This window comes from Thermodesulfobacteriota bacterium, from assembly GCA_040756475.1.
Classification (GTDB): Bacteria; Desulfobacterota; Deferrisomatia; order Deferrisomatales; family JACRMM01; genus JBFLZB01.
In genome coordinates this window covers 1-11,554 of the sequence record JBFLZB010000143.1, presented here as the reverse complement: position 1 = coordinate 11,554, position 11,554 = coordinate 1, and the positions used below count along the sequence as shown (strand labels likewise).

The 11,554-nt window shown below is 68.3% G+C and carries 11 protein-coding genes; 10 read left to right on the top strand and 1 reads right to left on the bottom strand.

The genetic code is table 11. The features are described 5' to 3' along the window. Both AB1578_17270 and AB1578_17265 read left to right on the top strand, forming a co-directional pair. Positions 1 to 618: hypothetical protein (locus AB1578_17270; protein MEW6489646.1), on the top strand; the 618-nt coding region annotated here is incomplete at its 5' end. Between the two features lie 922 nt (positions 619 to 1,540). Then, entirely contained in the window at positions 1,541 to 2,551 is a 1,011-nt protein-coding gene (locus AB1578_17265) for a Fic family protein (GenBank protein MEW6489645.1), read from the top strand. A 198-nt stretch (positions 2,552 to 2,749) separates the two neighbouring features. On the opposite strand, the gene mgtE is transcribed toward AB1578_17265, so the two are convergent. After that, positions 2,750 to 4,126, bottom strand: a complete 1,377-nt coding sequence (gene mgtE / locus AB1578_17260) for a magnesium transporter (GenBank protein ID MEW6489644.1) — start codon at positions 4,124 to 4,126, stop codon at positions 2,750 to 2,752. 431 nt (positions 4,127 to 4,557) lie between these two features. Between mgtE and AB1578_17255 the strand changes: the two genes are divergently transcribed. The 8 genes from AB1578_17255 to AB1578_17220 all read left to right on the top strand — a co-directional run. Next, the gene (locus AB1578_17255; GenBank protein ID MEW6489643.1) at positions 4,558 to 4,806 is read left to right on the top strand and encodes a hypothetical protein; all 249 of its coding nucleotides are present in this window, start codon (positions 4,558 to 4,560) and stop codon (positions 4,804 to 4,806) included. Positions 4,807 to 4,813: 7 nt separating this feature from the next. Then, positions 4,814 to 5,239 carry a hypothetical protein gene (locus tag AB1578_17250; protein ID MEW6489642.1) on the top strand — a complete coding sequence of 142 codons (426 nt, stop codon included), beginning with the start codon at positions 4,814 to 4,816 and terminating at the stop codon, positions 5,237 to 5,239. Positions 5,240 to 5,455: 216 nt separating this feature from the next. Continuing rightward, positions 5,456 to 6,100, top strand: coding sequence for an endonuclease III (gene nth / locus AB1578_17245; GenBank protein ID MEW6489641.1), 645 nt, complete (start codon positions 5,456 to 5,458; stop codon positions 6,098 to 6,100). 46 nt (positions 6,101 to 6,146) lie between these two features. Then, positions 6,147 to 6,887, top strand: coding sequence for a DNA repair protein RecO (gene recO, locus AB1578_17240; GenBank protein ID MEW6489640.1), 741 nt, complete (start codon positions 6,147 to 6,149; stop codon positions 6,885 to 6,887). 105 nt (positions 6,888 to 6,992) lie between these two features. Next, positions 6,993 to 7,787 carry an SDR family oxidoreductase gene (locus tag AB1578_17235; protein ID MEW6489639.1) on the top strand — a complete coding sequence of 265 codons (795 nt, stop codon included), beginning with the start codon at positions 6,993 to 6,995 and terminating at the stop codon, positions 7,785 to 7,787. A 10-nt stretch (positions 7,788 to 7,797) separates the two neighbouring features. Next, positions 7,798 to 8,697 (top strand): glycine--tRNA ligase subunit alpha, encoded by a 900-nt coding sequence (gene glyQ / locus AB1578_17230; GenBank protein MEW6489638.1) that lies wholly within the window; start codon positions 7,798 to 7,800, stop codon positions 8,695 to 8,697. 1 nt (position 8,698) lies between these two features. Next, positions 8,699 to 10,768 (top strand): glycine--tRNA ligase subunit beta, encoded by a 2,070-nt coding sequence (glyS, locus tag AB1578_17225; protein MEW6489637.1) that lies wholly within the window; start codon positions 8,699 to 8,701, stop codon positions 10,766 to 10,768. Between the two features lie 131 nt (positions 10,769 to 10,899). Beyond that, the coding region (locus AB1578_17220; GenBank protein ID MEW6489636.1) for a PEP/pyruvate-binding domain-containing protein at positions 10,900 to 11,554 on the top strand (655 nt) is incomplete at its 3' end.

Sequence of the window (11,554 nt, the reverse complement as noted above, 5' to 3'; positions counted from 1 at the left end):
ACGGCGTGGCGCCACCGGGGCTCTCCAGAAGGGAGTCCTTTGGGAGTGCTTGAGCCGTATGAATGGAAACGTTCACGTACGGTTCTTAGAGGGGCCGGGGCGGGCAACCGCCCCCGGCCTACTCGGTCTTTAAGACAGACAGCGAGAGGAATGGAGATGCAATTCAGAAAGACTCTGATCAATAACTGGATAATTTGGAGTCTTATGGCAATTAATGGTGTCTATATGATGTACTCAAGATTCCACAATGCAGAAGTGAACATCCAGACAAACGGCGGGCTTTTTTCCGTAGTGCTGATTTGCGAGGCATTGTTTCTCTTTGTTTTGCTGTTTTGCGTTGAGAGGTTCCTGTTTAGGAAATCAAGAATTAGAAGATTTGGCAAGGACGAACCCAAGAGAATAGTTATCCCATTCTACTTTTCCACGATACTTGGGACTGCGTTTGCGCAAGCATCAATTGTCTGGGGCAGTGAAGCACTAAAGGCAACGGGGGACAGTGGTTTTATGTTTGTGCTATACGGAATATCTATTGTGTTTCTTGGCTATTTCTTCCCGTGGCGATGGCGCCTCGCAACTGAATCAGCCAGAAGCGAACCAGCGCTCGAACCGGACGCTTGAAAGCGCCGGTTGAGTGCGCCGTTGGCCGTAATGAGAATGCAGGCATGAACATTTATTCTATTATTCTTTGAGGAGGCGTGAGGGGACGTAAGTGCAACCGTGCATTGTGCGGCACGGTCTCGCGTCGTAGTGTGCGAGAAACGCAACGCAGAAACGCAACGGGGTCAGGTCCACACATCTGACAGAAGGCGGTAGATAGAGCAGGGGGCCAGACGGGAAGGGGCGGACGGAGGCGGCGATGGCGCGGCCATTGAGGATCGAGTACCCGGGGGCGTTCTACCACGCGACGTCGCGTGGCAACGAGCGGCGGGACATCTTCAAGAGCCAGCGCGATCGGGAGAAGTTCTTGGAGTACCTGGAGTCGGCGACGGTGCGGTACGGGGCGAGGGGACGCTGTTGTGTTATTGCTTTCTGCTTGACTCGGTAAGGGACTGGACGTAGTTCATGCCGTCATGCCGAGACAACCTCACCTGGACGCGCCGGGTCTGCTGCACCATGTGATCGCTCGCCGCGAGAAGGCAATAAGGCAAGGACGTCCTCGCCCGGCGCCGTGAAAAGGCAATAAAGCAAGGACGTCCCGGCGTTCTTTCGAGGACGTCCCGGCGTTCTTTCGGCGCCTTTTTCGTCCGAATGGAGAGGTGTTGCCGCGTTTCTTGACCGAAGTGATGAAATTGCATTCGGTTCTGGAGTAAATTGAATCGCGTCTGACAGGCACGTCACCGACGATGAAAAACATTTCCAAACCAGCGTTGTTGGATTTGAGGTTTCCTATTAAAGATCAGGTTGCCCAGAAGCATCTTATAGATAGCCTTGCAACTGCTCGAATAGATGCTTCTACCAAACGCTTCGAAGCAGCCACCCTCCGCCAATCCGCCTGGACCACCTTCGAGTCGGCGTTGTTCACCGCTGGGGAGGCCGCCGCATGAGCGCATACAAGCCGCCCTACACCATCACCCCGGAGATCCTGAACCGGGTTGCCGCCATCAGCGAGGCCATCGGGCGGCTGACCGTGCTCACCGATCAGGCGAAAGCCTTGCGGCTGCGACGCATCAACCGCATCCGCACCATTCATGGCTCGCTGGCCATCGAGGGCAACACCCTGAGTGAGGCGCAGATCACCGCGATTTTGGAGGGCAAGCGGGTCATCGCCCCGCCCCGCGAGGTGCAGGAGGTGAAAAACGCCCTGTCCGCCTACGACCGTTTCGACACCTGGAAGCCCGAGGCGGAAAAGGACCTGCTGGAAGCCCATCGGATACTCATGTCCGGCCTGATCGACGAAGCGGGAATCTACCGGCATGGCGGCGTAGGGGTAATGGCGGGCCAGCAGGTGATCCACATGGCCCCGCCCGCCGACCAGGTTCCTCAGCTGATGGGTGACCTGTTCGGCTGGCTGGCCGCCACCGACGCCCATCCGCTCATCGCCAGCTCGGTCTTTCACTACGAGTTCGAATTCATCCACCCCTTCGCCGACGGCAACGGCCGCATGGGACGGCTGTGGCAAAGCCTGATCTTGGCGCGCTGGAATCCCCTGTTCGCCGACATCCCGGTGGAAAGCCTGATCTTCGAGCATCAGGCCGAGTACTACCAGGCTATTCAGGAGAGCACCCGGCAAACCGACTCCGCGCCCTTCATCGCCTTCATGCTGCGGATGATTCGGGATACGGCGACTACCACTGCCCCCCAAGTCACCCCTCAAGTCACCCCCCAAGTCGGCGAGCTGCTGGCGGCGATCCGGGGCGAGATGGGACGCGAGGCGCTGCAATCCGCCCTGGAGCTCTCGGACCGCAAATCCTTCCGCGAACGCTACATCAAACCGGCCTTGGCCGAAGGCCTGATCGAGATGACCATCCCCGACAAACCCAACAGCCGCTTGCAGAAATACCGCCTGACCGACAAGGGCCGCCAGTGGCTGGCGCAGCAAGGTGATGGGTAACTTGGGACAAACTCGCGAACACCCGTACCCGGTACACGTCGATGTGCCGAGCCTGTCAGATCGACGTGGTGCTCTCCTTGCTCTTGGGTGGTGAGCCGAAGGTGGATTCCAGACTGTGGGCGGCCACTCCACCGAGGCGGAGGGGCGGGTGTCGCTTTCGGGTTCGGACAGCGCGCTGAGCGGCGCCGACCGGGCGGCTTACAGGCTCAGGAGCCAGGTCGCGAGCCCGAAGTAGAGCAGCAGCCCGGTGATGTCCACCACGGTGCTGAGCGCGGGGCTCGCCACCACCGCCGGGTCGAGGCGGAGCTTCGAGGCCGCCAGGGGCAGCACCGCGCCGAACACCGTGGAGGTGACGACCTGGAGGGACAGGGCCAGGGCCACCGTGACGCCGATCCACCCCACGTGGTAGCCGGGGGGCACGTCGCCGGCTGCGGTAAAGAAGTACACCTTGCCGAAGACCAGGGTCCCCAGGGTGAGCCCCAGCAGCAGGCTCACCCGCAGTTCCTTCCACAGGATGCGAAGCGCATCCGAGGTCTCCACCTCCCCCAGAGCCAGGGCCCGGATCACCATGGTGGAGGCCTGGGAGCCCGTGTTTCCCCCCACCGAGGCGAGCATGGGCAGGTACACCACGAGCAGCATGAGGCTCGTGAGCGCCCCCTGGAAGGTGTGGAGGATCCACCCCGAGACCAGCTGCAGCCCCGCCAGGGACACGCACCAGGTGACGCGCTTGCGGTAGTGCACCGGAGAGGGAATATCTAGGTAGGCTTCCTCCCGGGTGTCCCCCGTGATGCCCATGAGGCGCTCCAGATCCTCGGTCTGCTCTTCCCGCAGGATGTCGAAGGCGTCGTCGTGGGTGACGATGCCCACCAGGGCGTTGTTTGCGTCCACCACGGGGACCGCGAGCAGGTCGTACTTCTCGATGGTGCGCGCCACCTCTTCCTGGTCCTCGTCCACCCGCACCGCGATGGGCCCCGGCACCATGAGCGCCTCCACCTTGGCGTCCGGGCGCGCGAGGATGAGGTCCTTCAGGGAGACCGAGCCCACCAGCTTCCTGCCCTCTCCCAGGACGTAGGTGTAGTACACGGTCTCCCGGTCGGGGGCCTCCCGCCGGATCTTCTCGATGGCTTCCCGTGCGGTGAGGTGGGGCAGCAGGGTCACGTAGTCCGAGGTCATCGCGGCCCCGGCGGTGCCCTCCTCGTACCCCGCCAGCCGCCGGATGTCGTCGCGCTCGGCCTGGGCCAGGGCCGGCCACAGCGCCTCGAGGGTCTCCTCCTTGAGGCGCTTGACCAGGTCGGCGCGCTCGTCGGGACTCATGTGGGTGACGAGCTCGGCGAGCTGGTCGCGCCTGAGGGACTGGGCCAGGCGCACCTGGGTGGGCACCTCCAGGTACGAGAAGACCTCTCCCCGGTCCAGGGGCGGCAGGCACTGGAGAAACGCAGCCAGGTCCGGGGGCTCCATCCCCCCCACGAACTCGGCCAGGGTAGCGGGGTGGAGATCCTCGGCGAACTCCCGGATGGCGCGGGCATCGCCGCGGACCAGGGTGGCCTGGAGCTCAGGGATGAGTAGGGTGTTCATCGGCACCTCCCGCGGCCCAGGGCCCCGGCGGTGCCGCGGGAGGTCAGGCGGAGCAGACCTTCCGGGAGGCGACCCGGCGCGGGGCGGGACGGGTGGGATCGGGTTGGGTTCGACTGCCTGGGTCGTCCATGGGTCCGGTCGGCTCCTGGGAGACGGGGGCGGGGCCCCCAAGAAACCCGACCCTTGTACGCCGTCGCGGTCCGCAGCGCAAGGGGCATCCCAGGTCTCTGGATCCACCGCCTGGGTGGCAAGCGGGGTCGACGGCAATACTTCCCCACAAGGAGCCTCCGACGTGCTATCATGGCCCCCGTGCTGGGCTTTGTCCGGCAGCGGCGCGCCGCCTGGGACGGGAGCGGCGCCCGGCAAATCCCACGGACCTCGGGCGCGGGGGAGACTGCCCGGGGCGCCCGTTGCAGGAGCAGGAGAATCCCATGGCCCGCGATCCGAAGTTCATGAAGCGACAGAAGGAACGGGCTCGACAAGAGAAGCAGGCCCAAAAGGCGGAGCGCCGGGCCGAGCGCAAGGCCCACCGAGACGACGTACGGCGGGGAGCCGAGGGCCAGGATCCGGACATCGCGGGCATCGTGCCCGGCCCGCAAGCCCCCATCTGGGAGCGCATGGAGACTCCCGCGGAAGCCGAAGATGCGAAAGGTGATGCCGACCGCGAGGCCGAGGGCTGACGGTCCCATGGAATCGCTACCCCAATCCACGCTGCCCATCACGCGGCACGCCCGCTACGCCGAGGGGGCGGGGGGCTGCGCAGGGTATTCCGCGCCCCCGGTCGATCGGACGGAACCGTCCGTTTCTTCCCGGGAAGGCTATCGGGACCAGCGCAAGTTCGAGATCCGCTCGGTCATGCGCATTCTCCGGGGCCAGCTCTCGGAACCCTCGCCCGAGGCGCGCCTGTGGCTCGCCGTCATCGAGTTTGCGGTACGCGACGCCTACTCGTCGGGCGCCAAGAGCTCCGAGACCCGCGACGATGCGAGGCTCTGGCTCCGGTCGGACCATTTCACCGCCGTCGCCACCGCCATCGGGCTCAACCCCGAGTGGGCCCTCCAGAAGATCGCCCAGATCGCCGGCGACGACGAAGAGCGGGAGGCCGCCTCCCTCTGAGTCGGCCACGGCCGTCGGCCACCCCGAGGGATGCCACGGGGCGTGTTCCCCCTCACCCCAGGCCCCTCTCCCGTCAAGGGCGAGGGGATTCAAGGCGAGCGGCTTCTTTGTAAGGCGGTTCCGCCGCACGCCTGCCCTCGAGCCCCTGCCGACGCGGCACCGGGGCGGCATGGACCCTCGCTTTTGTCGGAGCGTTTCTGCTACCCTCGGGCCGCCATGCGCCGCCGCACCGCCGAGGCCGAGAGGCTCCGCGCCGTCCTGGAACGCCTGCGGGCCGCCTACGGAGCGGTGCGGCCGGGGCTCGACCACCGAAGCCCCTGGGAGCTCCTGGTGGCCACGGTGCTCTCGGCCCAGTGCACCGATGACCGGGTGAACCGGGAAACCCCGGCGCTCTTTGCCCGGTTTCCCGGGCCCAGGGAGCTGGCCGCGGCCGATGCGGCGGAGGTGGAGGGGCTCATCCGGAGCATCGGGCTCTTTCGCACCAAGGCCCGCAGCCTGGTGGGGCTCGCCCGGGAGGTGGCGGAGCGCCACGGGGGGCGGGTGCCTTCCGACCGGGCGGCGCTGGAGGCGCTGCCGGGGGTGGGGCGAAAGACCGCTTCCGTCGTGCTGGGGCAGGCCTTCGGCATCCCGGCGTTTGCCGTGGACACCCACGTGGGCCGGGTGTGTCGGCGCCTGGGGTTTGCCACGTCCGCAGCTCCCCGCGCGGTGGAGGAGGCGGTGACGGCACTGCTGCCGCCCGCCGCCTGGGTGGAGGCCCACCTGCTCCTCATCCGCCACGGCCGGGTGACGTGTACCGCGCGAAAGCCCCGGTGCCCCGCGTGCGCGGTGCGCGCCCTGTGCCCCTGGCCGGACAAGACCTGATGCGCGGCCGCACGCCTGCACCTCCCCAGACCCCCCTCACCGCCCCATGACGCCAGAGATCTCCGAGGGCTTCCTCCTGCGGGCCACCCCCTACGGCGAGGCCGACCTGGTGGCGGCGCTGCTCACGCGGCGCTGGGGCCGCATTGCGGTGCTTGCGAAGGGGGCCCGCAACTCGCGCCGCCGGTTCGGGGGAGTCCTGGACTACTTCCACCACCTGCGGGCCGAGGTGCGGCCCGGGCGGTCGGGGATGGGACGGCTCCTGGGGGTGGAGCTGGTGCGCCCGTTCGGGCGCCTGCGGGAAAGCGTGGAGGCGTACTGGGCGGGCAGCCAGGTGCTCGAGGTGGCGCGCCTGGGCACCCGGGAGGGAGATCCGGACGAGCCCTTCTTCGCGCTGGTCGAGGCGACCTTCGCCGCGCTGGAACGGGGCGGGGAGCCCCGCAGCCTGGCCCGGGTCTTCCAGGCCCGAGCGCTCGCGGCGCTGGGATATGGTCTGCCCGTGGAAGAGTGCCCGGCGTGTGCCGAGCCGTATGCGGGCTACGGGGCCGCCTGCCACGCCGCCGGCCCCGGCGGGATACGGTGCGGTTCCTGCGCGGAGCCGGGGGCCGTTCGCCTCTCGCCGGGAACCCTGCGCACCCTTCGGGCTGCCGTGGAGCTGCCCCTGGACCGGTTGGGAGGGTTGCGGGTCTCGGCCTCGGCGGAGGAAGAGGCGGGCCCTCTCCTGGAAGCCGGCCTTACCGCCGCCCTGGGTGTGCGCCCGCGCTCGCTGGTGCCTCCGGGTGAAGGGTGAATTGACCCCCTTCGGGCACCTGCGATACCGTAGGACACCTTTTTCCATGAGAGAAAACAAGCGTTTGGCGGCTGCCCCCGCGCGGGGCGGCGTGGAGGGCGAGCGGTGCGGGAGGATCTCAAGGGCAGCTGGGCGCTCATCCTGGGGGCCTCGAGCGGGTTCGGCGCCGCCACGGCCCGATCCCTGGCCAAGCGGGGCATGAACGTCTTCGGGGTGCACCTGGACCGCAAGCCGGCCATGCCCCAGGTGGAGGCGCTCATCCAAGAGCTCCGGGGGCTGGGGGCGGCGGTGCGCTTCTTCAACGTCAACGCGGCCGACGAGGAGAATCGGCGGCTGGTGCTCGACGAGATGGCAGAGGAGATGGGCCAGGGCCCCCGGGTGCGGGTGTTCCTCCACAGCCTCGCCTTCGGGGCCTTGAAGCCCTACATCGCCGAGCCCGGACAGGGGCTCACCAAGGCCCAGATGATCATGACGCTGGACGTGATGGCCCACAGCCTCGTGTACTGGGTGCAGGATCTGGTGCAGCGCCAGTACCTGGAGCAGAACTCCCGGGTCTTCGCCATGACGAGCTCCGGCGGCCACATCGCGTGGAAGAGCTACGGTGCGGTCTCGGCGGCCAAGGCCGCCCTGGAGAGCCACATCCGCCAGCTCGCCCTGGAGCTCGGGCCCCTGGGGATCACGGCCAACGCGGTGCTCGCGGGGGTGACGGAGACCCCGGCGCTCAAGCAGATTCCGGGGCACGAGAAGATGATCCAGATGGCCCAGGCCCGAAACCCCATGGGCCGCCTGACGCGCCCCGAGGACGTGGCCGAGGCCATCGCCTGCTTCAGCGAGCCCGGCTGCTACTGGATGACCGGCTCCATCCTGCGGGTGGACGGCGGGGAGGATGTTTCGGGATGAAGGAGACCCCATGACCTTTCAAGACGTGATCCTGCGGCTGCAAGAGTACTGGGCCCGGAAGGGCTGTCTGATTGCCCAGCCCTGCGACATCGAGGTGGGGGCGGGCACCATGAACCCCCACACGTTCCTGCGCTGCCTGGGGCCCGAGCCCTGGAACGTGGCGTACGTGGAGCCCAGCCGCCGGCCCAAGGACGGCCGGTACGGGGAAAACCCCAACCGCCTGCAGCACTACTACCAGTACCAGGTCATCCTCAAGCCCTCGCCCCTGGACGTGCTCGAGCTCTATCTCGACAGCCTGCGGGCCCTGGGCATCGACCCCCTGGACCATGACATCCGGTTCGTGGAGGACGACTGGGAGAGCCCCACCCTGGGCGCCTGGGGACTGGGGTGGGAGGTGTGGCTCGACGGGATGGAGATCACCCAGTTCACCTACTTCCAGCAGGCGGGCGGCATCGACTGCAAGCCGGTCTCGGCCGAGATCACCTACGGCATCGAGCGCATCGCCATGTACCTGCAGGGGGTCGAGAATGTCTACGACCTCGTGTGGACCGACGGCATCACCTACGGCGACGTGCACCACCGGGGCGAGGTGGAGGGCAGCATCTACAACTTCGAGGAGTCGAACCCCGAGATGCTCTTCGACCTCTTCAGCAAGTTCGAGGCCGAATCGGGCCGACTCGTGGCCAAGGGGCTCGTGCTCCCGGCCTACGATTACACGCTCAAGTGTTCCCACGCCTTCAACCTGCTGGACGCCCGGGGGGTGATCAGCGTCACCGAGCGCGCCCGCTTCATCGGCCGGGTGCGCGATCTCGCCCGCCAGGTGGCCCAGGCCTACGTGGCCCAGCGGGAGGAGATGGGGCACCCGCTCCTGGGCAAGCTCGCCCGCCCGGCGGGCCAGGAGGGGTCTTGAGATGAGCCAGCCCACCGACTTTCTGCTCGAGATCGGCACCGAAGAGATCCCCGCGGGGTTCCTGCCCCCCGCCCAGGACGCCCTGGGGGCCCTGGCCCGCGAGGGGCTCGCGGCGGCCCGGATCGGGTGCGGTTCGGTGCGCACCCTGGCCACGCCGCGCCGGCTCGTGCTCCACGTGGAGGGGGTGGCCCCCCGGCAGGCCGACGCGATCGAGGAGAAGGTGGGGCCGCCGGTCTCCGCCGCCTTCGACGCCGCGGGCAACCCGACCCGGGCCGCCGAGGGCTTTGCCCGCACCAACGGGGTCGCCGTGGCCGAGCTGATCCGGGTGCACACGGGCAAGGGAGAGTACCTGGCGGTGCGAAAAGAGGTGGCGGGCCGCCCCGCCGCCGAGGTGCTCCGGGAGCTCGTGCCCCAGTGGCTGGCCCGGCTGCCGTTTCGCAAGTCCATGCGCTGGGGCTCCCTGGACGAGGGGTTTGCGCGCCCGGTGCACTGGGTCCTGGCGCTCCTGGGCGGCGAGGTGGTGCCCCTGGAGTTTGCCGAAATCACCAGCGGGCGAGCCAGTCGGGGCCACCGGTTCCACGCCCCGGAGGCCTTCGACGCCATGGACCCCCAGGACTACTTCCGCAAGGTGCGCGACGCCTGGGTGGTGCTCGACCCGGCGGAGCGTCGGGCCGCCATCGCGACCCAGGTGGCCGAGGCCGCCCGGGCCGTGGGGGGCGAGGCCATCCCGGACGAGGAGCTCCTGGATACGGTGACCTACCTGGTGGAGTACCCGGTGGCGGTCACCGGCAGCTTCGAGCCGCGCTATCTGGAGCTTCCCCGGGAGCTCCTCATCCTCACCATGAAGACCCACCAGAAGTACTTCGCGGTGGCCGACGGCGACGGGCGGCTCACGAACCACTTCGTCACGGTCTCCAACACCCGGGCCCGGGACCTCTCGGTGGTGGCCCGGGGCAACGAGCGGGTGCTGCGGGCGCGCCTGGCGGACGCCCGGTTCTTCTTCGAGGAGGACCAGAAGAAGGGCCTCGAGGCCCACGCCGAAGGGCTCAAGACCGTGGTCTTCCAGGCCAAGCTCGGCACGAGCCACGAGAAGGTGGAGCGGTTCCGCGGCCTGGCGGCGCGGATCGGCGAGCGGATCTGCCCCGACCGCCTCGCGGCCGTGGACCGGATCGCGGTGCTGTGCAAGGCGGATCTCGTCACCCTGATGGTGGGCGAGTTTCCCGAGCTCCAGGGGGTGATCGGGCGCGAGTACGCCCTGCGGGGCGGCGAGGAGCCGGCCGTGGCCCGGGGCATCCAGGAGCACTACTGGCCCGTCCAGGCCGGGGGCCCGCTGCCCGCGGCCCCCGAGGCCCAGGCGGTGAGCGTGGCCGACAAGCTCGATACCATCGTGGGCTGCTTCGGGGTGGGACTGATCCCCTCGGGCACCGCCGACCCCTACGCCCTGCGGCGCCAGACCCTGGGCATCCTGCGCATCCTGCTGGAAAAGGGCCACCGGCTGGAGCTGGGGTGGCTGGTGGACCAGTGCCTGGCCGGGCTCGCCCCCAAACTGACCCGGCCCGCGGCGCAGGTGCGCGCCGACGTGCTCGCCTTCTTCCGGGGGCGGCTCGAGGGGCTCCTGACCCAGGGAGGCCTGTCCTCCGACCTGGTCAACGCCGCCCTCGACGCGGGCTTCGACGACCTCTCCGACGCCCGGGCGCGTGCCCAGGCCCTGGAGGACGCCCGCCGGAGCGGGGCGCTGGCCCCCCTGGCCGAGACCTTCAAGCGGGTCGCCAACATCCTCAAGGGGCAGTCCCCCGGCCGGCCCGAGCCGGAGCTCTTCCGGGAAGAGGCGGAACGGGGCCTGTGGGAGGCCTACGGCCGGGTGCACGAGGCCATGGAGGACGCGGCAGCCCGGGGCGCCTACGCCGAGTTCCTGGCCGGCGCCGGGGAGCTCAAGGCCGCCGTGGACGCCTTTTTCGACGCGGTCATGGTCATGGCCGAGGACCCGGCCGTGCGGGCCAACCGCCTGGCCCTCCTGGGCGGCGTGGCCGGCCTCTTCCGCAAGGTGGCGGACTTTACGAGGATCGGGTGAGGCGTGAAGCGTGAGACGTGAAGCGTGAGAGATGAAGGGCGGCAACCGCGACTTCCGCTCTTCGTCGTCCCATTCGTCCCATAGGTCCCATCAGCCCCCAACCCCCAATAGCCAACCACGGGAGGAACCACATGGCACAATACGTATACACCTTCGGCGGCGACGGGGCGGACGGCAACGGGAAGATGAAGGAGCTCCTGGGGGGCAAGGGGGCGAACCTGGCCGAGATGTGCCTCTTGGGCATCCCGGTGCCCGCGGGGTTCACCATCACCACCGAGGTCTGCAACTACTACCAGGCCCACGGACGCACCTACCCGGCTACCCTGGAAGCCGAGGTGGACGCCGCCCTGGCGCGGGTGGCCCAGGTGATGGGGCGCCGCTTCGGCGACCCGGCCGACCCGCTGCTCCTGAGCGTGCGCAGCGGGGCACGGGCGTCCATGCCGGGGATGATGGAGACCGTGCTCAACGTGGGCCTGTGCTCGGCCACGATCCCGGGCCTGATCGCCCGCAGCGGCAACCCCCGGTTCGTCTACGACGCCTATCGGCGCCTCATCATGATGTACTCCGACGTGGTGATGGAGAAGGCCGCCGGGGTGGAGCCCGCGGAGGGGCAGGGGGTCCGGGTCCAGCTCGAGCACCGCATGGAGGCCCTGAAGAAGGCCCGGGGGTGCACCTCCGACACCCAGCTCACCGCCGGGGATCTGGAGGCCCTGTGCGGCGAGTTCCGGGAGCTGGTGCGAAGGGTGCTCGGCGTGCCCTTTCCCGACGACGCCCGCGAGCAGCTCT

Excerpts from the sequence above, each read along its gene's own strand:
- AB1578_17265 (MEW6489645.1), top strand. The coding sequence starts at position 1,541 with ATGAGCGCATACAAGCCGCCCTACACCATCACCCCGGAGATCCTGAAC.
- mgtE (MEW6489644.1), bottom strand. The coding sequence starts at position 4,126 with ATGAACACCCTACTCATCCCTGAGCTCCAGGCCACCCTGGTCCGCGGC.
- AB1578_17255 (MEW6489643.1), top strand. The coding sequence starts at position 4,558 with ATGGCCCGCGATCCGAAGTTCATGAAGCGACAGAAGGAACGGGCTCGA.
- AB1578_17250 (MEW6489642.1), top strand. The coding sequence starts at position 4,814 with ATGGAATCGCTACCCCAATCCACGCTGCCCATCACGCGGCACGCCCGC.
- nth (MEW6489641.1), top strand. The coding sequence starts at position 5,456 with ATGCGCCGCCGCACCGCCGAGGCCGAGAGGCTCCGCGCCGTCCTGGAA.
- recO (MEW6489640.1), top strand. The coding sequence starts at position 6,147 with ATGACGCCAGAGATCTCCGAGGGCTTCCTCCTGCGGGCCACCCCCTAC.
- glyQ (MEW6489638.1), top strand. The coding sequence starts at position 7,798 with ATGACCTTTCAAGACGTGATCCTGCGGCTGCAAGAGTACTGGGCCCGG.
- glyS (MEW6489637.1), top strand. The coding sequence starts at position 8,699 with ATGAGCCAGCCCACCGACTTTCTGCTCGAGATCGGCACCGAAGAGATC.